The sequence below is a fragment of the Sphingomonas sp. JC676 genome, assembly GCF_014489075.1.
GTDB lineage: Bacteria > Pseudomonadota > Alphaproteobacteria > Sphingomonadales > Sphingomonadaceae > Sphingomonas.
In genome coordinates this window covers 53,528-78,335 of record NZ_JACTGR010000008.1, presented here as the reverse complement: position 1 = coordinate 78,335, position 24,808 = coordinate 53,528, and the positions used below count along the sequence as shown (strand labels likewise).

General features: G+C 65.1%; 19 protein-coding genes. 8 read left to right on the top strand and 11 right to left on the bottom strand.

Annotated elements, in window-relative coordinates; genetic code table 11:
- Nucleotides 1–30: 30 nt before the first annotated feature.
- Together IAG41_RS21975 and IAG41_RS21970 are read right to left on the bottom strand one after the other, a co-directional pair.
- Nucleotides 31–1,434, bottom strand: coding sequence for an alpha-L-fucosidase (locus IAG41_RS21975; protein ID WP_222950828.1), 1,404 nt, complete (start codon nucleotides 1,432–1,434; stop codon nucleotides 31–33).
- A gap of 83 nt (nucleotides 1,435–1,517) precedes the next feature.
- A complete protein-coding gene (locus IAG41_RS21970) occupies nucleotides 1,518–2,372 on the bottom strand; it encodes a fumarylacetoacetate hydrolase family protein (RefSeq protein WP_187730835.1) in 855 nt (284 codons plus the stop codon).
- Between the two features lie 100 nt (nucleotides 2,373–2,472).
- Here IAG41_RS21970 and IAG41_RS21965 point away from each other — a divergent pair, with 100 nt between their 5' ends.
- From IAG41_RS21965 to IAG41_RS21955, 3 genes are read left to right on the top strand one after another with little or no spacing between them, the layout of a single operon-like run.
- The gene (locus IAG41_RS21965) at nucleotides 2,473–2,904 is read left to right on the top strand and encodes an SDR family oxidoreductase (protein ID WP_187730834.1); all 432 of its coding nucleotides are present in this window, start codon (nucleotides 2,473–2,475) and stop codon (nucleotides 2,902–2,904) included.
- Entirely contained in the window at nucleotides 2,901–4,304 is a 1,404-nt protein-coding gene (locus IAG41_RS21960) for a hypothetical protein (protein WP_187730833.1), read from the top strand. The genes IAG41_RS21965 and IAG41_RS21960 overlap by 4 nt, the downstream gene beginning before the upstream one ends.
- Complete coding sequence (locus IAG41_RS21955) at nucleotides 4,301–5,185, top strand: ThuA domain-containing protein (RefSeq protein WP_187730832.1); 885 nt, start codon at nucleotides 4,301–4,303, stop codon at nucleotides 5,183–5,185. Before IAG41_RS21960 ends, IAG41_RS21955 begins: the two co-directional genes overlap by 4 nt.
- Before the next feature lie 65 nt (nucleotides 5,186–5,250).
- Here IAG41_RS21955 and IAG41_RS21950 read toward each other — a convergent pair whose 3' ends face one another.
- Nucleotides 5,251–8,172: a TonB-dependent receptor gene (locus tag IAG41_RS21950; protein WP_187730831.1), complete on the bottom strand. Its 2,922-nt coding sequence runs from the start codon at nucleotides 8,170–8,172 to the stop codon at nucleotides 5,251–5,253.
- 139 nt (nucleotides 8,173–8,311) lie between these two features.
- Here IAG41_RS21950 and IAG41_RS21945 point away from each other — a divergent pair, with 139 nt between their 5' ends.
- Entirely contained in the window at nucleotides 8,312–9,688 is a 1,377-nt protein-coding gene (locus IAG41_RS21945) for a glycoside hydrolase family 28 protein (RefSeq protein ID WP_187730830.1), read from the top strand.
- A gap of 146 nt (nucleotides 9,689–9,834) precedes the next feature.
- Here the strand turns inward: IAG41_RS21945 and uxaC are convergent, their stop codons facing one another.
- The 6 genes from uxaC to IAG41_RS21915 are packed head-to-tail and all read right to left on the bottom strand — an operon-like array spanning nucleotide 9,835 to nucleotide 15,557.
- Nucleotides 9,835–11,259 carry a glucuronate isomerase gene (gene uxaC / locus IAG41_RS21940; protein WP_187730829.1) on the bottom strand — a complete coding sequence of 475 codons (1,425 nt, stop codon included), beginning with the start codon at nucleotides 11,257–11,259 and terminating at the stop codon, nucleotides 9,835–9,837.
- Nucleotides 11,260–11,263: 4 nt separating this feature from the next.
- Entirely contained in the window at nucleotides 11,264–12,034 is a 771-nt protein-coding gene (locus IAG41_RS21935; protein WP_187730828.1) for an SDR family NAD(P)-dependent oxidoreductase, read from the bottom strand.
- A complete protein-coding gene (locus tag IAG41_RS21930; RefSeq protein ID WP_187730827.1) occupies nucleotides 12,024–13,244 on the bottom strand; it encodes a UxaA family hydrolase in 1,221 nt (406 codons plus the stop codon). The genes IAG41_RS21935 and IAG41_RS21930 overlap by 11 nt, the downstream gene beginning before the upstream one ends.
- A complete protein-coding gene (locus IAG41_RS21925; protein WP_187730826.1) occupies nucleotides 13,237–13,557 on the bottom strand; it encodes a UxaA family hydrolase in 321 nt (106 codons plus the stop codon). The genes IAG41_RS21930 and IAG41_RS21925 overlap by 8 nt, the downstream gene beginning before the upstream one ends.
- 9 nt (nucleotides 13,558–13,566) lie before the next feature.
- Complete coding sequence (locus IAG41_RS21920) at nucleotides 13,567–14,220, bottom strand: RraA family protein (protein WP_187730825.1); 654 nt, start codon at nucleotides 14,218–14,220, stop codon at nucleotides 13,567–13,569.
- Nucleotides 14,217–15,557 carry an MFS transporter gene (locus IAG41_RS21915; protein WP_187730824.1) on the bottom strand — a complete coding sequence of 447 codons (1,341 nt, stop codon included), beginning with the start codon at nucleotides 15,555–15,557 and terminating at the stop codon, nucleotides 14,217–14,219. Before IAG41_RS21915 ends, IAG41_RS21920 begins: the two co-directional genes overlap by 4 nt.
- A gap of 171 nt (nucleotides 15,558–15,728) precedes the next feature.
- Here IAG41_RS21915 and IAG41_RS21910 point away from each other — a divergent pair, with 171 nt between their 5' ends.
- Complete coding sequence (locus tag IAG41_RS21910; protein WP_187730823.1) at nucleotides 15,729–16,466, top strand: FadR/GntR family transcriptional regulator; 738 nt, start codon at nucleotides 15,729–15,731, stop codon at nucleotides 16,464–16,466.
- 16 nt (nucleotides 16,467–16,482) lie between these two features.
- On the opposite strand, the gene IAG41_RS21905 is transcribed toward IAG41_RS21910, so the two are convergent.
- Complete coding sequence (locus IAG41_RS21905; protein WP_262408827.1) at nucleotides 16,483–18,123, bottom strand: glycoside hydrolase family 28 protein; 1,641 nt, start codon at nucleotides 18,121–18,123, stop codon at nucleotides 16,483–16,485.
- A gap of 84 nt (nucleotides 18,124–18,207) precedes the next feature.
- On the opposite strand from IAG41_RS21905, the gene IAG41_RS21900 reads away from it, so the two are divergent.
- Nucleotides 18,208–19,350 carry an enolase C-terminal domain-like protein gene (locus tag IAG41_RS21900; protein WP_187730822.1) on the top strand — a complete coding sequence of 381 codons (1,143 nt, stop codon included), beginning with the start codon at nucleotides 18,208–18,210 and terminating at the stop codon, nucleotides 19,348–19,350.
- Nucleotides 19,351–19,353: 3 nt separating this feature from the next.
- On the opposite strand, the gene IAG41_RS21895 is transcribed toward IAG41_RS21900, so the two are convergent.
- Nucleotides 19,354–20,091 (bottom strand): FadR/GntR family transcriptional regulator, encoded by a 738-nt coding sequence (locus IAG41_RS21895; protein ID WP_187730821.1) that lies wholly within the window; start codon nucleotides 20,089–20,091, stop codon nucleotides 19,354–19,356.
- 179 nt (nucleotides 20,092–20,270) lie between these two features.
- Here IAG41_RS21895 and IAG41_RS21890 point away from each other — a divergent pair, with 179 nt between their 5' ends.
- Both IAG41_RS21890 and IAG41_RS21885 read left to right on the top strand, forming a co-directional pair.
- Nucleotides 20,271–23,033: a TonB-dependent receptor gene (locus IAG41_RS21890; protein ID WP_187730820.1), complete on the top strand. Its 2,763-nt coding sequence runs from the start codon at nucleotides 20,271–20,273 to the stop codon at nucleotides 23,031–23,033.
- A 583-nt stretch (nucleotides 23,034–23,616) separates the two neighbouring features.
- Complete coding sequence (locus tag IAG41_RS21885) at nucleotides 23,617–24,792, top strand: ComEC/Rec2 family competence protein (RefSeq protein ID WP_187730819.1); 1,176 nt, start codon at nucleotides 23,617–23,619, stop codon at nucleotides 24,790–24,792.
- Nucleotides 24,793–24,808 lie beyond the last annotated feature (16 nt).

Sequence of the window (24,808 nt, the reverse complement as noted above, 5' to 3'; positions counted from 1 at the left end):
CCCGGAGCAACCAAGTTCCCTGCAGTCACCTCAGGTGACGGTGCCGACCCCGTAGCGCTTCCATTCGGGCCGGATCAGGTGATGGTCGACGAATGCCGGGCCGTCGCATTCGATCTCGATCACCGTGGTCGGGGAATCGGGCGCCGCATCGGGCAGGCCGGTCAGCCGCAGCGCGACGCCGTCCTGGGTGAACTTGACCGGCTGCCCGGTCTTGAGCACCCGCGCCGTAAGCACCTTCGATCGCACTCCGCCCACCGCGACCACCGTCTCGGATTGGTAGAAGTCGAGCCACTGCGCGGCCGGGGTCCTGGACGGCCAGAAATAGACATGGACGTAGAGCTTGTTACCGGCCCGGGTGAAGTTGGTATAGTTGCCGAACGCGTCGGCCGCCTTCCCTTCGGCGCCGTAGATCGACGCGCCGTTGGTGCGCAGCCACGCGCCTACCTGCTCGAGCACCTCGACCGATTCGCGCGGAACATTCCCCTCCGCATCCGGCCCGATATTGAGCAGGTAGTTGCCCCCCTGCTGTACGCAGAGCGTCAGGTCGTTGACGATACGCTTTGCGCTCTTCCACTCGTCGTCGCTGCGCTGATAGCCCCAGCCGAGATTCATCGTCTCGCACGTCTCCCAGGCGCGCTGGTCGGCGGCGACCTTGTGCTCGGGAGTCGAGAAGTCGCCCGCCAGCCCGTTGCGGTTGTTGACGATGATCTCGGGCTGGAGATCGAACACCATCTTGTTCATCTCCTCCGCGCGCCATTGCTCGGGCGTCAGCGGCCAGGTGACGTCGTACCAGAGGATGTCGATCTTGCCGTAGTTGGTCAGCAGTTCGCGGATTAGGCCGTGGGTATAGGCGACGAACCGCTCGCGCGCTGCGGGATCGCTCGCACAGATCGCGCCGTCCGGATGATGCCAGTCCATCAGCGAGTAATAGAGGCCGACCTTGAGCCCCTCGGCCCGGGCCGCCTCGACGAACTCCCGCACCAGGTCACGCTTCAGGCCCTGCCGCGCCGCGTTATAGTCGGTGAGATTGGTATCCCACAGGCAGAAGCCTTCATGGTGCTTGGTGGTGAGCACCATGTATTTCTGCCCCGCACGCTTCGCGAGCCGAGCCCATTCGCGCGCCGCGCCGGGCCTTGGCGTGAAGTGCTTCGCCAGCTTCTCATATTCTGGGATCGGGATGCCCTCGGATTCGAGCACCCATTCCTGGTGCCCGATCACGCTGTACAGGCCCCAATGGATGAACATCCCGAACTTGGCGTCGTGCCACCAGCGCATACGTCGCGCGCGGCTCTGCTCCTGATATTCGAGCAGCGCGGGTCCGGCGTCGGCCTGCGGCGCCCCATGCTCCTGCGCGCCGGCGGGACCTATCGCCAGAGCTCCCGCGCCCATCGCGGCTCCACTGAGGAAAGATCGCCGCCCGAACCGTGTTTCCATGCGCAACCTCTCCTGGTGTTTGATCGGGCAGCGTCGGGCTGACCCGGGCAGATCCTCCCCTTGAGGAGGAGGATCTGCGAAGCTTATTCTCCCGACCAGGCGATGAATTCCTGTTGCTGCTCGCCCAGCTTCTCGATGCCGAGCCGCACCACGTCGCCCGCCTTCAAATACCAGGGCGCTGGCTTCTGCCCCAGGCCGACGCCCGGCGGCGTGCCGGTGGTGATGATGTCGCCGGGCTCCAGCGTCATGAAGCTGCTGATGTAGGAGACGAGCCTGGCGACGCCAAAGATCATCGTGCTCGAGTTGCCGTCCTGCATGCGCTTGCCGTTGACCTCGAGCCACATGTCGAGATTCTGCGGATCGCCGACCTCGTCCGCGGTCACCAGCCATGGCCCGACGGGACCGAAGGTTGGAAAGCCCTTGCCCTTGTCCCAGGTGGCGCCGCGCTCGACCTGCCATTCGCGCTCGGAAACGTCGTTGATCACGCAATAGCCGGCGACATGGCGCAGCGCATCGGCTTCCTCGACATAATTGGCGCGCGTGCCGATCACGACGCCCAACTCGACCTCCCAGTCGGTCTTCACCGATCCGCGCGGGATGACGACGGGGTCGTTGGGCCCCTGGAGGCAGCTCACCCATTTGTTGAACACCACCGGCTCTTCGGGGATCGGCAGGTTCGATTCAGCAGCGTGATCGGCATAGTTGAGGCCCACCGCGATGAACTGGCGCGTGCCTGCAAAGGGCACGCCATAGCGCGGGTTGCCCTCGACGCGGGACAGCAGCGCAGTGTCGAGCAACTGCAGCTCCGCCAGCTTCGCCCCAGAAAGCGTGCCCGGGGTGATGTCGTCGATCACCCCCGACAGGTCGCGAAGCGATCCGTCCGCGGCGATAATGCCCGGCTTCTCAGCACCTTTCGGACCGTAACGACAAAGCTTCATGATCCCGTTTCCTTCGTATCTGAAATGTTATAATGCCTAGTCTGAGATATTAGACTGGCAGCTCAGCCAGCGTCAAACGCTCCTTGAGTCGAGGGTGGAAATGGCGAGGCTGCCCGAAGACAAGACGGTGCTCGTGACAAGCGCATCGACAGGTATCGACCGCGCCGCCGCGAACGGCGCAGCGCAACACGCGAACATCGCGATCACCTATCGCCGCGACGATGCGGGCGCTGGGAGCTGCGTCACGAAGACCGAGAAGCTCGGCCGGCTCGGCATCCGCTCCAACCCGGTGCTCCCCGGCACGGTCCTGACCGAGATCAACAAGGAGGATCTCGCCACGGCCGAGCGCAGGTACTTGGAAGGCCGCGTGCCGTTCGGCCGGCTTGGCCAGCCCGAGGACATGATCGGGCCGATTGTGTTCCTCGCGTCCGACATGGCCGAGTACGTTACCGGGGCGGCGCTGCTCGTCGACGGTCACGCCTTTCGTCAACCTGCAATAGCCGCATTCCCCGACCCTTCGGAGACCCCATGAATCGTCGCCAGCTGCTCAATCGCATCGCCGTCGCCACCGCCACGGCAGGCCTACCGCGCTTCGCCTTTGCCCGGACATCGGACGCCACGCTGTCGCTTGGCGCCAGCGCGACCGGCCCCGCCATCCCCGCGGACTATGTCGGCCTTTCCTATGAAGCCGCCCAGTTCGCCAACCCGGACTTTTTCGCACCCTCGAACAAGGCTCTGATCGCGCTCTTCCGCGAGCTCTCGCCCTCGGGCGTGCTCCGCATTGGCGGCGGTTCGAGCGAATATACCCGCTATTCGGACCAGGATCCGGTCGGTCCCCCGCCCTTCGAGGTGTTCGGACCGGATACGTCCAAGACCGTGAAGCACGGCACGGTCACCACCGCGCTGGCGCTGCGCAACCTGCGCGGTTTTCTCGACGCGACCGGGTGGAACTGCATCTGGGGCCTCAATTTCGGCCAGGGCAGCAAGGAGAATGCCGCCGCCGAGGCCGCGGCTGTCCAGCGCATCCTGGGACCGCGCCTGATACTGCTCCAAATCGGCAACGAGCCCGACAGCTTCCGCACCCGCTATCGCCCGGCGACGTGGACGCCCACCGACTTCATCCGCGAATGGAACGACTTTCACGATGCGGTCGCCGCCGCGGCGCCGGGCGCAAAGTTCGCCGGGCCGGACATCTCGAACAAGCTCGATTACCTCACCGCCTTCGCCGCGGAAGCGCCGAAGCATCGCGACGTTGTCATGCTGACCGGCCATTATTACGCGATGGGCCCAGCCGGGAATCCGGAAGCGACAATCGCCCAGTTGATGGAACCTGATCCCAGCACCACGACGATGCACGCCGATCGCTTCGCGGTGGTGCAAGCGGCGGTGAAGACCGCGGGCCTGCCCTATCGCCTGTCCGAGGGGAATAGCTGCTGGAACGGCGGCCAGGCGGGTGTCTCCGACACCTTAGCCTCGGCGCTATGGTGCGCGGACATCATGCTGCGCTTCGCCCAGCTCGGCTGGATCGGCGTCAACTGGCACGGCGGCGGCAATGGCCATTATTCGCCGATCGTGGGAGCCCCCTCGACCGGCTTCACGCGCCGCCCGGAATATTACGGCATCCGGTTCGCGCAGCTGGTCACCGGCGCGACCTTCATTCCGGCGACGCTCAGCGGCGCCAGCCGCTTCGTCAACGCTTATGCGTTCGAGCACCGGGGAACCCGCCGGATCGCGATCGTCAACAAGGATCTGGTGCCCGCGACCATCACCCTGCCCGCGCCCGCCAGGCGCGATGCGATGCTGCTGACCGGGCCCGCGCGCGACGCGAAGGACGGCACGGCCCTGCGCGAAACCGTGGTCAAGCCCGGACGGACGGTGACCGTGCCGCCGCATTCCGCCATCCTCTATACGCTCCAGGAGCCCGCGCGATGATCGTCCGCCTGTCACTGTCCCTCGTGGCCCTCACCGGCTTCGCTTTTCCAGCGGACGGCGCCCCCACACGGCTGAGCGTGCTGATCGTCGACGGAATCAACAATCACGACTGGCCCGCCACCACGCCGGTACTCAAGCGGATCCTGGAGCAGAGCGGTCGCTTCGACGTCGACGTCTCGACCAGCCCGCCGCGCGGCGCCGCGCCCGCCGAATGGGATGCATGGCGCCCCAAATTCGCGCGCTATGCCGTCGTCATCAGCAACTTCAATGGCGGCGACCATGGCGCCGACGTCATCCAGTGGCCCAGCGCGGTACGGGCCAATTTCGAGGCCTATGTGCGGCATGGCGGCGGCTTTGTGAGCTACCACGCCGCCAACAATGCCTTCCCGGGCTGGCATGCCTATGAGGATATGGTCGGGTTGTTGTGGCGGCCCAATAGCTTCGGACCCGGCGTGACCTTCGATGCGCGCGGCAAGCCGGTGATCATTCCCGCCGGCACTAGCAACAATCCCAATCATCCGCGCCGCCTGGACTTCGACGTCACGGTGCGCGACCGCACCCATCCAATCACGCGCGGCTTGCCTGCCGACTTCACGGTCCAGTCCGAGCAGCTCACCTATGGCCAGCACGGACCGGAAGCGGTCGTGCGCAGCGGCGCGCTCACCTACCTGACCTATGCCTGGTGCGAGGCGGTTCAGGAGCGCGAGCCGATCGATTGGATACGCCGCTGGGGCAAGGGCCGTGTCTATGTCACGATGCTCGGCCATACCTGGCGCAACGAGCCGTCGCCCGATCTCGCCAACCCCTGGTTCCGCACGCTGCTGCTGCGCGGGACCGAATGGGCCGCGACCGGCAAGGTGACGATCAAGGTCCAGCGCTAAACAGGGAAAGCCCGACCCGGGGAGGGTTGGGCCGGGCTTCCCCCTTTTGGCGCCTCGGCGCTTCCTTAGAACTTGAACGCGACGCCGGCGGAGAACTTCCGTCCGGTGAACGACGTGTAATAGGGATCCTGGCGGACCGAATCGTAATAGAATTCGAGTGCCTCGTTGGTGAGGTTCTGCGCCTCCAGGCGAATCTGGATCTGCGGCGTCACCTGATAGGAGGCAGCCATGTCGACGAAGATCGTCGAGCTCGCACCCTGGACGTCGCTAGGCAGGCGCGAGGTCGGCACCACCAGCAGATACTTATCGCGATAGGTCGCCGTGCCGCGGATGCTGAACTTGCTGTCTTCATAATAGAGCGTGCCGCTCAGCGTATTCTTGGACAGGTTCACCAGGTCCCGGACGACCGTGTTGGTGCCCGTGCAGGGCGCGTTCGACGTCAGGCAGTAGGTGATCTTGGAGTCGACGAAGGTATAGTTCGCCAGCATGCCGAAGTTCTTGAGAAAGCCCGGCAGGAAGTCGAAGCCGGTCTGGACGTTGACCTCGATGCCCTTGAGCGGGCCGCCCGGCGTGTTCTGCCGGCCGCTCACCGTGAATTCGGTGTTCGCGTCCCAGGGCGAACCCGCGATCAGCGAAAGCGGCAGCCCGGTCTGGCCGAACGTCATGGTCTCCGACAGCGACTGGATATAGCTGTCGATGTCCTTGTAGAAGCCGCCCACCGCGATTAGCCCGCGCCTTCCGAAATAATATTCGAGCGAGGCGTCCACCGTCTTGGCGCGGATCGGCTCGAGATAGAAATTCGGACCCGAGATGGTGCGCGTGTTGAGCGCGATGCTCACGCCGGCCGGCAGGATATGGTTGAGCTCCGGTCGCGCCATCACCTTCGCCGCGGCAAGGCGCAGGATCAGCTTGTCGGTGAGGTCCGCGGTGATGGTCGCCGAGGGCAGCCAATCGTCATAGGAGCGCGACAGCGCGCGCGTTACGCCCGCCACCGTGCCCTGTCCGCTCTGGTCCGTGTGGACATAACGCACGCCGATATTGCCGCGCAGGCGCACCGGCAGCGCGTCGGTGTCGAACTCGACCATGCCATAGGCGCCGGTGACCGCTTCGTTGAGGCGGTCCCGTACCGGGATCGGCGCGAGCGCATAGGGGCCCGACGTATCGTTGGTGAAGTCGATCAGCTTGTCGATCGCGTCATAGTCGGGCGCCAGCCAGGATCCTCCCACATTGCCCGGCATCGACTGTCCGAAGCCGTCGATCAGCGTCATCACCGAGCTCATCGCGGTTCCGGGAGGAAGCGACCCGGTGGTCACATTGCCCGCGCGAGTCCGCGAATAGCGCTTGTAATTGCCTTCGCGATATTGAGCGCCGGCGCGGACCTTGAAGCCGTCGAAGAGCGCGTAGCTGGCGTTGAACTCGGCGGTGATGTTCTCGGTATCCTCGCGGTTGTCGCCCTTGTTGAGCAGGTTCCGGAAGATGGTGACGCCCCCTGCCGCGACATTGGGCGCGAACAGATAGTTGGCCGCGTTGGTGGTATCGAAGCCCCAGTCGACCACCGGCACGCTGCCGCCGCCGCGGAAGTCATAGGAGAAATTGTTGACGTCGTTGGCGAAGAAGCTGATCTGCGTCGAGACCGGGTTGGCAAGCGTGGAGAGCGAAAGGCCGACATAGCCGTCGATCGTCAGCTTGCCCAGTTCCTGCGATACGGACATGTTGATCTGGCGGAAGGTGGTCGTGTATTTCCGCAGCGCGATATCGTTCGAGATATCGACGCCGTTGAACTTGCCGTATTGGATACTGCCGAGGGAATCGACCGCGATATCGGCGACCGATGTCATGGGCTGGCCGTGATTGGCGGTGCCGCGCGCGAATGAGTTCGCAGCGAAGGAATAGTCGCGCCGGGTCACGTCATACCGCGAATAGAGGCCGTCGATCGCGACCTTGGTCCCTTCGGCGGGTTCCGCCTCCAGCGTGACCGTCGCGCCGAGCCGCGAATAATCCTGGTCCGAACGCAGCCAGCGCGGGCTGCGATAGATGAACGCGTTGCGCGCAGTTTCGTAATTGGCGACGTTCTGAGTGGTATTGGGCAAACGCGGCATGCCCGTCGCGCAGTTCAGCCCATCCGTGCCCACCGCCGCGTTGTTTCCAGGGTTCTGCGTCGGATAGCCGACCGGCGAGCAGAAGCCGCCCTGCTGGGTGCCGCGATACACCTCGACCGCGGACCACGCCTCTTCGCGCGTGTACCGCTTCGTATAGGCGACCGACGCGGCGATGCCGAAGGTGCCGTCGAGAAACTTCTGGGAGATCAGGCCGGTGACGCGCGGGCTGACGCGTTCGCGCAGGTCGTCATAGGTGCCCTGCGCGCTCGCCGCGAAGGTGAAATCGTCCTTGTACGACAGCGGCCGCGGCGTCTGGAGATCGACCGTGGCGCCGAGCGAACCTTCCTCGACATCCGCCGAATAGGTCTTGCGCACGGTCAGCTCGCTGAACAGCTCCGACGCGAACACACTGAAATCGAACGAGCGCGAGGAGTTGAAGCCGGAGCGAATGTCCGACGAGTTGGTCGAGCTCGAGCCCTGCATGCCATTGAGGCGAACGCGGGTGAACTGCGCGCCAAGGCCGCGAACCGAGATGGTCTTGCCTTCGCCGCCGTCGCCGCGGGCGAGCGCGACGCCCGGCAGGCGCTGCATCGATTCCGCCAGGTTTGAATCGGGAAACTTGCCCACGTCCTCCGCCGAGATCGAATCGACTACGCCGGTCTCGTTGCGCTTGGTCGCGAGCGATCGCTCCAGCGAGCCGCGGAAGCCCGTAACGATGATCTCGTCGGACGCAGGCTCTTGCGTCTGCTGGGCTTCGGCTTGCTGCTGGTCCTGGGTGGTCGTGGTAGTGGTGGTCTGCGCCATGGCCGGCGTCATGCCCGTCGCCAGTGCCAGTGCCGAAACCATGCCCCCGCGCGCGGCAAAGCGCCGCGTAACATATGCCATCATTATCCTCCCTCTATGTCGGTTCTTGCCTTTGAGGTGGACAAACCTGTAAGACAGATGAACCTGTAAGACAAGATCAAAGCCCATCGCGGGACAAAATGTTTCGCGAATGTGGCTGAGCCGGAGACGGAAAGGGTTGGGAATGCACCAAACACGACGCGAGATGCTCGCCGGGCTGCCCGCGGCGGGGCTGCTATGCGCGCTGCCTGCCTTTCCGAGCATGGCGACAGCGCCCGCGCGGCGCTTCGTCATCACCCGCTACGGCGCCGTCGCCGACGGCAGCACGATTAACACCAGGGCGATCCAGGGGGCCATCGACGCCTGCGCGCACGCCGGCGGCGGCATGGTCGTAGTGCCGCACGGCACCTTCCTGAGCGGCTCGATCGTGCTCAAGGACGGCGTGGGCCTGGAGCTGCGCGAGGGCGCGGTGCTCAAGGGCTCGCCCAACCTCGAAGACTATCCGCTGGTCCTGCGACGCTTCGTCGAGGTGTACCCCGAGGCGCTGCGCATGGCGCTGGTGAACGCGACCGGCAACAAGGGCCTGCGCATCGTCGGTCCCGGCACGCTCGACGGCAATGGCGAGCCGTTCTGGCGCATGTTCTTCGACGCGCCCAAGGAAAGCGTCGAGGGCCGCCCGGTCCAGTATCACTTCCCCCAGCTCGCCTTCCTACAGGATTGCGACGACCTGTTGGTGAGCGGAGTCACCTTCAAGGATTCGGCCTTTTGGAACCTCCATATGTTTCGCTGTCGCCGGGCGGTGGTGGAGGATTGCCGCTATCAGGTGCCGCACCATATCCGCGCGCCGAGCAGCGACGGCATCGATCTCGACAGCTGCCAGGACGTGACGATCCGCCGCTGCCATTTCTCGGTCGACGATGACTGCATCGCGCTGAAGGGCACCCAAGGCGCCGGCGCCGCCGCCTATGCCGAAGCGCCGCCCACCGAGCGCATCCACATCCATGACTGCGTGTTCACCGAGGGGCTGGGCTGCGTCACCTTCGGCAGCAACGGCACGATCATGCGCGACATCAAGGTCGAGCGAATTACCAATGTCGGCGACATGCCGACAATCCGCTTCAAGATCCGCCCGGACACGCCCGGCCAGGTCTATGAGCGGCTTCACGTCAAGGGCATTCGCCTGCAAGAGGCGTCGACCCCGGCAAACCATTGGCACAATGGCGAGGTCTTCTACGGCCTCGGCCATCCCGAGAGGTTCGGCGCCGACGATCCCGCGCTCGGCCTGATCGTCAACGCCCGGCTGACCCATGGCACGAAGGTTCCCGCGGCCCCTCCCGGCGGGATCATCCGCGACATCGTGATCGAGGATGTCCGCGGCACCACGCGCGGCTTCGGCAACATCTCGGGCAACGCGACCACGGCGATCTCGAACTTCACGCTGCGCGACATCGACGTGACGCTGACCGATCCCAAGCGCACCCACCTGATCGCACGCGGCGTGCCGGGGGTGAAGCTGGAGAATGTCCGGGTGAACGGCGCGCCCGCGGCGGTGGAGGGGTGATGTCTTACGTCCTTCCCCTTTGACGGGGGAGGGTTTGGCGGGGGTGACCTGTCCGCGATCGATATCGCCGCGAGCATAGCGCACCCTTACCCTCTCACGCCCTCCGGGCGCCGGGCCCCTCCTTCTCCCATCAAGGGAGAAGAAAGTTAGAGCCGGTACGCCACCTTCACCAGATTATAGGCCAGGTCCTTGGCGACCGCGAACGCCTCGTCGCGCTCAAGCCGGTGCTCGGCGACCAGCTGAGCCAGGAAGCCGCAGTCCACGCGCCGGCTCAGATCATGCCGCGCGGGGATCGAGAAGAAGGCGCGCGTGTCGTCGTTGAAGCCGACCGTGTTGTAGAAGCCGCCGGTCTCGGTCACCTGCTCGCGGAAGCGCTTCATCCCCTCGGGGCTGTCGTGGAACCACCAGGCGGGGCCGATGCGCAGCGCCGGGTAGTGGCCGGCGAGCGGCGCAATCTCGCGGGCATAGGTACTCTCGTCGAGCGTGAAGAGGATGATCGTCAGGTCTCGCTCGTTGCCGAAAGCGTCGAGCAAGGGCTTCAGCGCATGGACATAGTCGGTACGCGACGGCCAGTCGTCGCCCTTGGCCTCGCCGAAGGTCCGGTTGATGTACGGATTCTGGCTGCGCAGCGCGCCGGGATGGAGCTGCATGACCAGCCCGTCCTGAAGGCTCATCCGTGCCATCTCGGTTAGCATCTGCCCGCGGAAGCGCTCGGCGTCGACGGGATCGCCCTGGCCCGAGGCCACGCGCGCGAAGAGCGCCGCCGCATCGGCTTGGGACAGATTTTCGGTATGCGCGGTCGGGTGGCCATGGTCGGTCGAGGTCGCCCCGCCATGCTCGATGAAATAGCGCCGCCGGTCGCGCAGCGCGGCGAGATAGCCTTCCCAGCTGCCGACGTCGTGCCCGGTGATCCGCCCCAGCTCGGGCAAATCCTCACGAAAGCGCGGATGCTCGGGATCGGTGACATTGTCCGGCCGGAAGGCGGTCATCACCCGGCCCGACCAGCCGCTTGCCCTGACGGCCTTGTGATGACGCAGGTCGTCGAGCGGGTTCTCGGTCGTCGCGATCGCTTCGATGCGGAAGCGCTCGAACAGCGCGCGCGGCAGGAATTCGGGTCGCTTCAGCTGCGAGTCGATCTGGTCGTAGATCCGGTCGGCATTGGTCGACGAGAGCCGCTCGGTGATGCCGAGGATCTCGTGGAACGCATAGTCGAGCCACATCCGGCTCGGCGTGCCGCGCAGCAGGTGGAAATTCTCGGCGAAGCGCCGCCAGATCTTGCGCGTATCGGTCTCGGTCCAGCCGCCGTCGATCCGCGGAACGCCCAGTTCCTCGAGCGGCACGCCCTGGCTGTAGAGCATCCGGAAGATGTAATGGTCCGGGATGATGAAGAGCGTCGCCGGATCTGGGAAAGGCTGGTTCTCCGCAAACCAGGACGGGTCGGTATGCCCATGCGGACTGATGATCGGCAGGTCCTTGACCGACAAATAGAGCTCGCGCGCGATCGCACGGGTCTCGGGATCGGCGGGAAGCAGGCGATCGGGATGCGGCGCGAGCGGCGCTTCGCTAGTCATTGCATCAGAATCCTTGAGAGGCGCCGCCGTCGATGGGCAGCAGAACACCGGTAACGAACTTGGCGGCGGGCGAGCAGAGATAGACCGCGGCCCAGCCGATATCCTCGGCCTCGCCGAAGCGGGCCATCGGCGTGCGCTGCAGGATGCGGTCCGAGCGCGCCGGATCATTGTCGAGCGCCTTGCGCAGCATTGGCGATTCGATCCAGCCGGGCGCGATCGCATTGACCCGCACCCCCTTGCCCGCCACTTCAACCGAGAGCGCACGGACCATGCCGACATAGGCCGACTTGGCCGCCGAATAGGCGATCACGCCGGGCATGCCGAGCATCGAGGTCATCGAGGCGGTGAACAATATGCTGCCATGCCCCGCCGCGAGCATCCCGGGCAGCACCGCACGGGTCAGCGCGTGCGCGGCGAGCACATGCGTGTCGAGCATGTTCGAGAATTCGGCGACCTCGGTGTCGATCGCGAGCTTCTTGAAGTTGATCCCGGCATTGTTGAGCAGGATCGAGATCTTGCCGGTCTTCGCGATCACCCGCTCGACCAGCGCCGGCACGCCATCGAACGCGGTAACGTCGGCCGCTTCCCAATAGGCGCCCTCGCCCAGTTCCTCGGCGGCGGCCTGCACAAGCTCGGCGCGGCGCCCGACCAGCACCACCTTGGCGCCGGCGGCATGCAGCGCCTTCGCCATGCCCAGGCCAAGGCCCGAGCCGCCGCCGGTGATCAGCGCGACCTCGCCCTCAAGGTTGAACGCCCGCGCGGCATCAAGCGACATTGCGGCATCCCCGTTCGAGATCCGGCGTGTCCTGGTGCTTGTACATCACGAAATACTCCCTGTGGCCGAGCGCCTCTGGCTTGCTCGGCATGCCCTCGGCTACGTCGGCGACCATCGCGCCGAGCTCGGCCGCGCACTCGTCGAGCGTCAGTTCGCCCGCCAGCACGCGTCCCGCGTCGAAATCCATGTCCTCGTTCATACGATTGTAGGTGCGGCTGTTGCCGGTGACCTTGATCAGGGGCGACACCGGCGATCCGATCACACTGCCGCGCCCGGTGATGAACAGCACGATCTGGCTGCCGCCCGAGATCAGATCCATGATGCCTTCGGTGTCGTTGGGATTGGTGTAGCCGAACTGCATGAAATGCTCGTCGGGCACCGAATCCATAACCCACATGCCCGGCCAGGGCGGCGCCTCGCCGACCTTGATCACGCCCTGGATGGCACGCGAACCGCTCTTGGCGAAGGCGCCCATGCTCTTCTCTTCGATCGTGGTGAGCCCGCCGGCGAAATTGCCCGGCGAGATCGAATATTGCCGCACCTCGCGGCAATAGCGCTCGGCCTTGGCATAGGCAGTCTCCAGCTCGGCGCGCGCGCGATCGTCGGCGGCGCGCGCCAGGATCACGTCGCGCAGGCCGATCATCTCGACGATCTCCTCGCAAATCGCCGAGCCGCCGGCATCGACCACCCGGTCGAACAGCCGCCCGACCGCGGGATTGCCCACCAGTCCGCTTGTCCCGTCCGATCCGCCGCATTCGGCGCCGAGCGTCAGGTCGGCGAAGCCCATGGGCACGCGCGGCGTCTCGCGCCGGATTCGGTCGCGCAGGCTCCGGACGATGTCCTTGCCTTTCTCCGTCGAGGAGCGGGTACCGCCTACATCCTGGATGAAGAAGGATTCCGCCGGCCGGCCGCTCTTCGCCACCGCCTCGGCAATCCGCGCCGGCTGGGTATATTCGCAACCGAGCCCGACCGAGAGCACCGCGCCGACATTGGGATGCCGCGCAAGGCTGAGCACCAGCCGGATCGCATATTGATTGTCGTAGCAGCCCGGGAAGCCGATGACCTGGACATCGTCCTCGCCCGCCGCAATCGCATGGGCGACGAACGCGGCGCACTGTACGGTGTAGATCACCAGTACGAGGTTGCGGATGCCCTTGCGCCCGTCGGGGCGCTGATAGCCGGTCCATTTGCGATCGAACGGCTCAATCATAGCTCGTGTCCTTTGCCACGCCCGTCACCACGTCGAAGCTGCCCGAGCGCTCGTCGAAGCTGCTTTCAATATTGTGGAGATGGACCCAGTCGCCTGCGCGGATCGGCCCGCTCGCGGTGCCGATGGTGATGCCGAACTTCACCACCGGCGCGCCGCTGCCGATATCGACGAGCGCGACCTTATGGCCGAGCGCGATCGGCTCCCTAAGCGCCAGCGTGCCGCCACCCTCACCGCGCAGCTCGACGCTGTCCTCGGCATCGCCGAGCAAGGTCGCGACATTGTCCGCCGCGTGGATCCTAAATGCTGTCGTCATGGCTGCCGCTCACAATATCCCGTATTTGGCGAAGGCATCGGTGCTCGACATGCCGGCCTCGATCTCCTTGCGCACCAGTTTCTCGCCGCGCACCTTCTCCAACGCGCGCTCGACCACCTCGGCCTCGTGCGCCCTGGGAATGACGATCACGCCGTCGAGATCGCCGAACACCAGGTCGCCCGGCTCCACCGTCACCGGCCCCACCTCGATCCGGCAGCGATAGTCGATGACCTTGGTGCGCACTCCGGAATCCTGCGCGAAGCGACCGCGGCTGAACACCGGCCAGTCCTGCTCGAGCACCTTGGGCGTGTCGCGGTGATAGCCGTTGATCACCGCGCCGGTCGCGCCGCGCATCCGAGCGGTAGCGGTCAGGATCTCGCCCCAATAGGCGCAGCGCATCTCACCGCCGCTGGCGAGATAGATGTCGCCCGGCTGAAGCTGGTCGAGCGCCTCGGTGAGCTTGCCGAAGGGCTGGTCCTGAGGGCCATAGACGTCGATCATCAGCACCGGCATGGCGCGGCCGACCAGCGTCATGTCGGTCGTCATCGGCTGGATCGGCGCGGGCAGGAACTGGTGGTACAGCCCCAGCGTATCGAGAATGTCGCCCACCACCGGCGTGTAGAGCTCGGCCCGGAACAGGGCGAATAGCGCAGCGTCGTTCATTGTTGCTCCATCAAGACCGGTCGCAGTCCATCCGCGGACGTCCCCGCCGGCGGCGAGGGCCGCCGCAGGATCAGCGCCATGACGAGCACCGCGAGCGGATATGCCGCCGCGGCGCCTATGAACAGGACCATGTAGTTTCCGCCAGTGGCGTCGAGGATCCGTCCGACCGCCATCGCCACGAACATGCCGGTGACGCCGGCGGCGAAGCCGCCGATACCGATCACCGAGCTCACCGCGCCTGCCGGCAGCGTGTCGGAGACGATCGTGTAGAGATTGGCCGAGAGCCCCTGGTGCCCCGCCGCCGCCAGCGCGATCAGCAGCACGGCGGGCCACATGCCCGACACGCCCGAGACCAGCGCCACCGGGATCGGGCACACCGCCATGCACAGCATCGCGATCATCCGTGCGCGCAGCACCGGCATGCCGCCGCGGATCAGCCGCGACGAGATCCAGCCGCCCGCGACGCTGCCGATGTCGGCGATCAGGTAGATCGTCACCAGCGGCGCTATCGACGCCATCATGTTCACGCCGAAGCGCTGGTGGAGGAAGCCGGGGACCCAGTTGAGATAGAACCACCAGACCGGGCTGGTGAGCAGCATGCCGAGTGCATAGGCCCAGGTGCCGCGATAGGCGAAGAGCGACAGCCACGGCACCTTGGCCGGCTCGGGCGCGTCGCCGTCGCCCGACCGGATATAGGCCAGCTCCGCGGCCGAAAGCCTCCGCCGCCGCGCGGGTGTCTCGTAGAAGCGCAGCCACAGCGCCACCCAGATCAGGCCGAGCGCACCCGCCAACACGAACGCCGCGCGCCAGCCGACCAGCGCCACCACGAACGGCAGACTGATCGGCGTCACGATCGCGCCGATATTGCTGCCCGCGTTGAAAAGTCCGGTAGCGAAGGCGCGCTCGCGCGGCGGGAACCATTCGCGCACCGCCTTGATCGAGGCCGGGAAGTTACCCCCCTCGGTCAGGCCCAGCGCGCCGCGCGCGAACTTGAAGCCCAAGGCCGTCGTCATCAACCCGTGCAGCGCCGCGCTGATGCTCCAGCCGGCGACCGCGAGCGACAGGCCCCGCCGCACGCCGATCCGGTCCATCAGCCGCCCGCCGAACAAATAGCCGCAGGCATACATCAACGAGAAGGTGGCGATCACGTCGCCATAGACCGTCTCGGACCAGCCGAGCTCGAGATCGAGGGTCGGCTTGAGCAGCCCGAATATCTGGCGGTCCATGTAGCAGAGCGTCGTCGAGGCGAAGAGCAGCGCGCAGATCACCCAGCGATACCGGCCGGCAGACGCCGTGGCGCCGGCCGCGTCAGCGGCCGCGCCGATACTCGTGGTCATGCCTCAGCTTCCTCACGGGATTCGCTCTCAGGATCTTGTTCGCAATCCTGTAAGACAGGTGCTACCAGTTTGCACCGAAGCGACGCAAGCGGCTTTTTAAGAAACGCCGGGCAGGGCCCGCTTGCCCTGCGGCGGAATCTGCCGATAGATTACGCACCAGGAGAACATATTGTGCAGGCGACCAGCAACGAGGCCGAAGCCGGCGGCGCGAAGACCGGTCTGGTCGAACGTGTCATCGACTATCTGCGCGATCATGTCGCAAGCGAGCAGCTTCGCCCGGGCGCCAAACTGCCGAGCGAGACGACGATCAGCGTGATGCTGGGGGTCAGCCGGCCCGTGGTGCGCGAGGCAATGCGGGCGCTCGCCGGCACGGGTCTTGTCGAGATGGCGGTCGGCAAGCGCGCGACGATCGTGTCGGTCGATGGCGAGATGATCTCGCGCGTGATCAAGAATGCGGTCTTGATCGGCCAGGCCGAGGCCCGCGACATCCTCGAGATGCGCCGCGGCATCGAGATCGCGATGGTCGCGCTCGCCGCCGAACGCCGCAACGACGCGGACGCAGCCGAGCTGCAGGTGATCGTGGCCGAAATGGCCGAGCATCTCGGCAATGCCGAACGTTATTCGAGCCTGGATCTCAAGCTGCACATGACGCTCGCCCGCGCGACCGCCAATCCGCTCTACCCGCTGCTGATCGAGGCGTTCCGCCAGCTCATCGAAGCCTCGATGCTCGCCGGCATCGAGCGCTGGTCGGCCACCCCCGAGCTCAAGCGGGTGCAGGACTTGCACGAGGATATCGTCCGCGAGGTCGTCGCCGGCAGTCCGGGCGGTGCGGCCGCGGCAATGGCGCAGCATTTCGACGACGCGCTGGCGGCGATCCTTGCGCCGATCGTCGCGGGCGCGAAGGCATAACGGCCCGGAGCGAGACTCAGCTTACGAGCTTCGCCACCGCTCCCACCACCACGTCGCTGCTCGCCGTCGAACCCACCGCTTTGCCCTTGTCTGCGCTCGAGCGCAGCCCGTCGATCCGCGCGCCGACAACATCGTCGAGCAGGATCGCCGGCCGCGCATCAGCCCGCTCCGCAGTGAAGGTCACATCCTTCGCCGCGATGTTGCGGGCGTGGCGGACATAAAGGCCGAACGCGGGCAGCGCGCCCATGAAGCTCGGCTCAAGGCTCGAGTTGCGGCGCTCGGGTGGCACGCGCGCCGCATCCTCCTCGGTCCCGCCACCATTGCACGCGACATGGACGCCCTGGAGCGACACATCGTCGATAGCCTTGTCCGCAATGCCGACAATGCCGCACGGATAGCGTCCGTCTGCACCCGACACGTTGATATCGGAGAAGCGTACCCGCCGCACCGTGCCGACCGGGGCGCCCTCCGGCGCCCGCTGCCGCGCGGAGAGCCGGACGAACAGCGGATGGTTGACCGGGTTGCGAATCGTGATGTTGGAAAAGGTCACGTCCTCCAGCGTTCCGCCGTCGATCGCACCGAGCTGCAGTCCGCGGCTGTTCTCGCAGGTACAGTCGGTGATCAGCGCGTTGCGGAAGCCGCCGATCGAATCGGTGCCCAGCTTGATCCGCCCGAGCACACCGATCTTGTCCGTCGAGAGATAGGGCGATTTCTGATAGCTGCCGTCGAGCACGGTGCCGAGCAGATAGCCGCTGGTCTTGCAGCCGATCACCGTCACGTCCTCGCAGATGATCCTGCGGTCCATGCCCCAGCTGCTCTTGAGCACGATCGCATCGTCCTTGGGCGCATTGACGATGCAGTTGCTCACCCGGACATTCTGGCAGCAGTCGATGTCGATGCCATCGCGATCGGTGTCGACCGTCAGATTGTCGATGGTGACGTTGCTGCAGCCGAGCACATAGACCGCGAAATGCCCGCCCTGCAGGATCGCGAAGTCGCGCAGCAGCACGTTGCGGCATCCCTTGAGCCCGATCGCCTTGTGGCCCCGCCCCTGCTGCGCCTGCTCCTTCGGGTCGAGCAACCGTGCCGCTTCGGGCGTCAGGCCCTGCGACCGGGGCGACTTCCATCCCTCGACGCCGTGCCAGCGCGGCCCCGGCCCTTCGCGGTCCAGCCCCAGACCGTGGATCAGCCCCTTGCCGATGATCGCGATGTTGCGGAGGCCATCGCCATAGATCAGGCTCGGACGCTGATGCACCACGCCGAAATCGTTGAACTGCTCTTCCTGCGCGCCCTCGGGCAGATCGTAATGCGCACCATGGGTGTCGGGATCGGCAGCGATCAGCACCGAGCCCGACGAGAGCACCAGGGTGATGTCGTCCTTGAGCCGAATCGAGAAGCACAGATATTTGCCCGGCGGGACCACCACCGTGCCGCCGCCGGTGCGGGACGCGGTCTCGATCGCCTTGTTGATCGCATTGCTGTCGATCGCCCTGCCGTCGCCTTTGGCGCCATAGTCGCGCACGTCGTGGAAGGTCCGCAGCCCGCCCGCGGCACGCAACGGCATCGCCGCCAGCGCGAAGGCCGCACCCATGCCCAGCGTGAACGCGCGCCGGCTGAACTCCGCATTGGCCAACAGCAATGGCGATGCGCCCGACATCATCCCGCTCCCCGTCTTGATTGATATTGTCGGGAAGGTGTAGCCGCCGTATCCTGTAAGACAAGTTTAAAGAGAGGATGCCGAATGCGCGTCGAGAAGTTCGAGACCTGGATCTGCAAGCGGCCGAACGGTCTGTTCGACGAGGAGCGCGAAGGCGCGGCGCCGATGCCGTGGAGCTACGGTGTCGGCCGGATCACCACCTCGGACGGGATCGAAGGGATCGCGACCTTCTGGGCGGCGCGCTCGGGCGCGGTGACCGACGCCTATCTCGCCGACGTGATCGCCCCGGTGATACTGGGCCGCAGCATCCATGACCGCGAGAAGATCTGGCACGATTTCTGGAACATCGACCGGCACGGTGCTTTCTTCCCGGTCTTCCTGCCCGGCCCGATCGATGTCGCGCTGTGGGACGCCGCGGCGCGCACCGCCGGGCTTCCGCTCCACCGGTATCTCGGCAGCTACCGCACCAGCCTGCCCGTCTATGCCAGCAGCCTGTGGTTGCCGGCGATCGAGGACTATGTCCGCGAGGCGCTCCACTACAAGGAGCGCGGCTTCAAGGCGTACAAGGTGCATCCCTGCGGCCCGAGCAGCATGGACATGGCGATCCACGCCGCGGTCCGAGAGGCGGTGGGGCCAGACATGATCCTGATGACCGATCCGGTCGCCGAATACACGCTGCCCGAGGCGATCCGCGTCGCCCGCCACCTAGAGCAGCTTGGCTATTACTGGTTCGAGGAGCCGTTCCGCGACTATGAGCTCGACAAATATGCCAAGCTTGCCGCGGCGGTCGACATCCCGATCGTCGGCACGGAGACGACGCGCGGCGGCCCCTGGGGCGTCGCCCAGGCGATCAAGGCCGATGCGCTCGACATGGTCCGCGCCGATGTCTCGTGGAAGGGCGGGATCACCGGCACGCTCAAGGTCTGCCACCTGGCAGAAGCGCACGGCATCAATTGCGAGCTGCACACCACCACGATGGGGCCGATGGACGTCGCCAATCTCCACGTCGCCTGCGCGGTGCGCAATTCGGAATATTTCGAGCTGTTCGTCCCCGAGGACACCTTCCAGCTCCCGATGAAGCAGAGCCTGCGCGACCTGATGGATGCAGACGGCAACATCCACGTGCCCGAAGGACCGGGCCTGGGCATCGACATCGACTGGGACGTGGTCGACGGCAATTGCACGTCGCACCGCGTCTTCGACGCCGCGAAGACGGCGGGGGCCTAGTCCCTACAGGTGCGCGTGCCGCGCGGAGCGGCGGCGCGCCCAGGAGCCTTCGATATGCGCGCGCATCGCCTCAGAGGCGGCTTCGGCATCGCCGGCGGCGATCGCGTCGAAGATCCGCTTATGGCCTTCGTGCGTCTCCTCGATATGGCCGATGTTGAGCTTGCCGCTATAGCCATGGGTGCGCAGCGCCTCCGACTGGACGCCGTCGATCACCGCCTTGCTCAACCGGTCGCCCGACATGCGCATGATGATGTCGTGGAAGCGCACATCCTCGAGCACATAGGCCGCCGGCATGTCGATCAGCGCCTCGAGCCTGGCCATCTGCGCGGTCAGGTCGGCAAGCAGTGCGGCAGGACGGCGGCGGGCCGCCTTGGCCGCCATCGCGCCTTCGAGCAGCGAGCGGATCTCCGACAAATTGTCGAGATAGCTGAGCCCGTCCTCGCGCAGGAACAGCGCCGCGAGGATCATTGGATCGAGCATGTCCCACGCGCTGGATTCTCGAACGATCGTGCCGCGCCCCTGCTGTGAGACGATCAGCCCCTTCTCGGTCAGGGCCATCGTCGCCTCGCGGATGACCGTGCGGCTGACCTGGTATTTTTCGCCGAGCATGGCCTCGGGCGGCAGCGCGGTGCCCGCGGGATAAGTCTCGGTCACGATCGCATTGACGAGACCCTCGACCACGGCCTCCGCCAACCGCGGCCGGCGGCGCATGCGCAGATGCTCGGGGAAGGACGAAGTCATGGTGCGGCTCGTCAAAGCTCTCGTTGCCAGGTGCAGATCGCGCGCCGCGATCGAACTCGATCGGCGCCAGTCAGTCAATGGCCGCGCTCCTACACCGGTATAACATATGATGTATGATGATTAATTGACATATCAGTTGGCCTTCGTGCAATATTAGAAAAAGCAGGGAGAGGATCACCATGAATTTTTCCGATCGGCAGGTGCGCGCTGCGCTGCTCTCCGCCACCGCATTCGGCGCACTCCTGTGGAGCGGTGCCGCGCTTGCGCAGAATGTCGAGCCAGCGGCCCAGGCGGCGGAGCCGCAAGCTGCCAGCGATGACGCGCAATCCCCGGATTCGGCGCAGGAAATCATCGTCACCGGCATCCGTGCCAGCGAGCAGGCGTCGATAGACATCAAGCGCAATGCGATCGGCGTGGTCGATTCGATCGTCGCCCAGGATCTCGGCAAGCTGCCCGACCAGAATGTCGCCGAGTCGCTCCAGCGAATCGCTGGTGTCACGATCGAGCGCAACCGCGGCGAGGGCCGCTACGTCACCGTCCGCGGCTTCGGGCCCAAGTTCAACGCCGTGACGGTCAACGGCCGCACGCTCGCCACCGACAATAACGGCCGCGAATTTTCGTTCGACGTGCTGCCTTCCGAAGTGATCAGCGGCGCGGACGTGTACAAATCGCCCCAGGCGAATATCAACGGCGCGTCGATCGGCGCGACCGTCGACGTGCGGACGATGCGGCCGCTCGACCAGAAGCAGCAGTTCGTACTGGCGGGCTCTGGCAGTGTCCAATGGGCCGAAGTCGCGGACCGCTACAATCCCGAGGTCTCGGCGGTGATCGGCTGGCGCAACGCGGACCGGACTTTCGGCGTCTCGCTCTCCGCGGTCTATACCGATCAGAATGTGCGCGACGACGAGTTCACGATCGGTGCCGGGCATGTCCATCGCTCGAGCACTGACTCTTATTACAATCTGAACGGCGTTCCCGGCGGGCGCATCGGGCCGAACGTTGCGCCCTTCAGCAACGTCTCCATGCCCTCGAACCTGTCGCCCTTCTTCTTCGAGCGCACGCTGAAGCGCTACGGCTTCACCGGTTCGATCCAGGCCAAGCCGACAGATACGCTGACGATCACGCTCGACGGCCTCTATTCGAAGGCCAAGTTCACCGAGCAGCAGACCGGCCTCGCCTATGACTTCTCCGGCGGAATCCTCGTCGACCAGGTCGTCCAGGGTGGCGAGGCGGTGTATCAGCGCTACCAAGGCGGGTTCGTCGACGAGATCATCCAGTACGACGTGCGCGACGTGACGACGGACCAGTACGGCCTCAACGTCGCCTGGGAACCGACCGACCGCTTCAAGATCAGCGTCGATGCCTCGCAGTCCGCCGCGCGCCGCCGCGGCAAGGACGACAGCCTGTTCACCACCATCCGCCGCAAGAATGTCGACCTGTGGTTCGACCGACGCTCGGGCAGCCCGATCTATGATTACGGCTTCACCAGCCCGAACTATGCCAATGCGGCGACCAATGCTCAGGGTCTGACTGCGCATTATTACATCTGGGGCGGCGGCACCGATGTCGACGACGAGATCGGCGAATATCGCGCCGATGCGCAGTGGAAGCTCGCCGACAATTTCACCGTCGCGGCGGGCGGCATGTATGCGAATCGCAAGAAAACGCTGACCGGCAACAACATGCCGTTCGGCCAGCAATGCGCCTATTGCGGCTCGGACCGGGTGCTGCCGACATCCCTGTTCAGCCCCACCAACCGCAATTTCTTCTCGGGCGGTGGCAGCGACAACATCATCCGCGACTGGATCAGCTACAACCCGCTGACGCTGGTCCAGCTGATCGACCAATATGCGGCGCAGGACGGCAAGGCCTTCGATCCGGCACCCGTCGACGCGGCATCCTCGTCGGTGGTCGATGAGCATGTGAAGATCGGCTATCTGATGGGCACCTGGGACACCCGTCTCGGCGGCATGGCGCTGACGGTGAACGGCGGCCTGCGCATGGAAGACACGGTCTATACCTCGACCGGCGCGTCGCAGACCGTGTTGAGCGCGGTCCCGAACGGCCAGGGCCAGAACATCATCACGCTATCGCCGGTCGTCCCGGTGGGCTTCCGCGGCCATTATCGCGACTGGCTGCCGTCGCTGAACATCCGCCTGTCGCTCACCGACGACCTGATCCTGCGCCTCGCCGGTTCGCGCGTAATGACCCGTCCGACGTTGTCGGACCTGTCGCCACGGCAATCAATCCAGACCAATCCTGGCAACGAGACGATCCGTCGCGGCAATCCCAATCTGCAGCCGTTCCGCGCCAGTCAGGTCGAGGCCGGCCTCGAATGGTATCTCGCACGCGGCGCGCTGCTCAATGCCGCGGTGTTCTACAAGAAGATCGATTCGTTCGTGACGCTGGTGACGACGCCGCAGCTGGTCGATCAGGTCACCTTCCAGGTGACCGTGCCGGACAATGGCCAGGGCGCGACCGTGAAGGGCTTCGAGGTCGGCTATCGCCAGGCGCTCACCTTCCTGCCCGGCGCGCTGAGCGGCTTCGGCGTCCAGACCAGCCTCAACTATACCGACTCCAACGCCAACTACCGCAACACGGTCGCCAATGTCAGCTTCGGGCTCGAGGGGCTGTCGAAGTGGTCGTACAGCGCCGTCGGCTATTACGAAAAATACGGCGTCCAGGCCCGCGTCGCCTATACCTGGCGCGACAACTTCCTGCAGGTGGCTTCAGGCCGCAACGGCGAGCCGGAATATTTCGACGCCTATGGCCAGCTCGATGCCAGCCTGTCCTATGACGTGACGCCGCAATTCACCTTCTTCGCGGAGGGCACCAACCTGAACAACGCCAAGGAGTTCATCTATTCGGTGACCCCGGACCGCACCAAGGAGTACCGCCAGACCGGCCGGCGCCTGACCGGCGGCGTCCGCTTTCGCTTCTGACGCATCGCCGGCGCCCTCCACTGTTCGGAGGACGGGCGTCGGCGCCGCTTTCCAGGCCTATAGAACCCGACAACCCTGGATAAGCTATTGAAGCAAATCACTTAACTTCTAGACCCAATATTCAAAGTCCGCATAGGTCCACCCCCAAGAGTTGGTCCCATGCTCGACTCGAACTGCGACATTGCGGGATTTCGTGGGCCGATTCGTTACAACCCAATCCGCCGCAGTTTGACTTGGATGGGGCGCCGACCGGTCAGCTACTCGACGACGGCACTGGCGTGGTTAGCCCAGCTCCACGCTTGGGATTCGAAACAAGCTGGCCCCCCTTCGGCTCTTCGAAATTGCGACCGACCTTCGTACCGCCGCCATCCTCTGACGCCACCCAACTCGCCTTCGATCCCGAATGAAATGCTCGCATAGCACTCGCAGATACTTCCGATCCAACCGTGTCCATTTCGGATATATTCGCACGAAATTGTTCGTGATCGGGCAGAGATAAACTATCGTCAACAAATCGCTCTTGCCGCGATGAGTCGCGCGTTCCTCGTTGCTATTCGGGGGAAGGACAATGAGCGGGACGTCTATGCGCACAATCGCTTTGGGAATGCTGCTCGGCATGGCGCCGACCGGCAATGCCGCCTTGGCGCAGCCGGACGGCGCCTATCTGCGCGTTGTCGATGTCGGCAACGGGCTGTGCGTGATTGCGCGGACACCCGACGGCAGGGTCATGCTCTTCGACGCCGGCGATTGGAAGTATCCGGGTCGCGTGTCGGGCCAGGGATATTGCATTGCGGCCTTGGACGAGATTGCACCGCACAGGCCGCTCGACCTTGTGGTTCTCAGCCACTCGGACGGCGATCATATCGGAGAGCTGGGCTACATTCTCAAGCGTGGCGCCTTGGAGATATTCCATCCTGGGGACGCGCATCGGCCAAACCCGGACGCAACCTTGATCAAGCAGGCGCGCAACGCGATCGATCACAGCGGCGCCGTGGTCCATGACTTGCGCAAGCTTCAAGGCGACCGCTTCACGCTCTCAGGCCCAGGACAATATGCGGAACAGGCGGGTCCCAATAACATCGATGCAATTCGGGTCGTGCCCCTGGGAGACGCCACCGTCACGCTACTAGCCGGCTGGGGCGATGCGGACTGGGTGGTTGGCCCACAGGAGGAGAAGGCGGGCCAAGACGGGCAATCGCGGGTACGCGCGGCATTGGAAGACGGTGAACACAATAATGCCGTGAGCCTGATCGTCCGCTTCGAATATGCCGGGCATTCGGTCCTGCTGACCGGCGATACGGTGGGTCGACATATTCGAGATCCGAGGAACGCCTGCAAGTTCGCCGAACGCATCACGGTCGCGAGCGCGAACCCGGCCTTGGTCGACAGTGACGTGCTCATTGGCCAGCACCACGGCGCCGACAATGCCTCCTCACAATGCTTCATCGAGGCGGTCAGCCCGCGCTACGTCGTCTTTTCCGCCGGCCACAAAGATTATCGCCATCCGCGCAACTCGGTGATCCGGCGACTCCTTGAGGCCGATCTGCAGCCAAAGCTCGGACCGGACAATATCCTGCGCACCGATCGCGGGGACAGCGAGCCTCCAAAGGGCACCACATGGGGCGATCAGGAATGGGTCTATGGCAGCTTCAAGGGCTGCGTTGATCCCATCGGTGATGATGACGTCGAGATCCTGCTTCCAAGCGATCCCGCGGCCTCTGTTCGCGTCAACTATCGGGTCGAGAAGCATAGCTGCTGAGGCATGCGCATCAGAC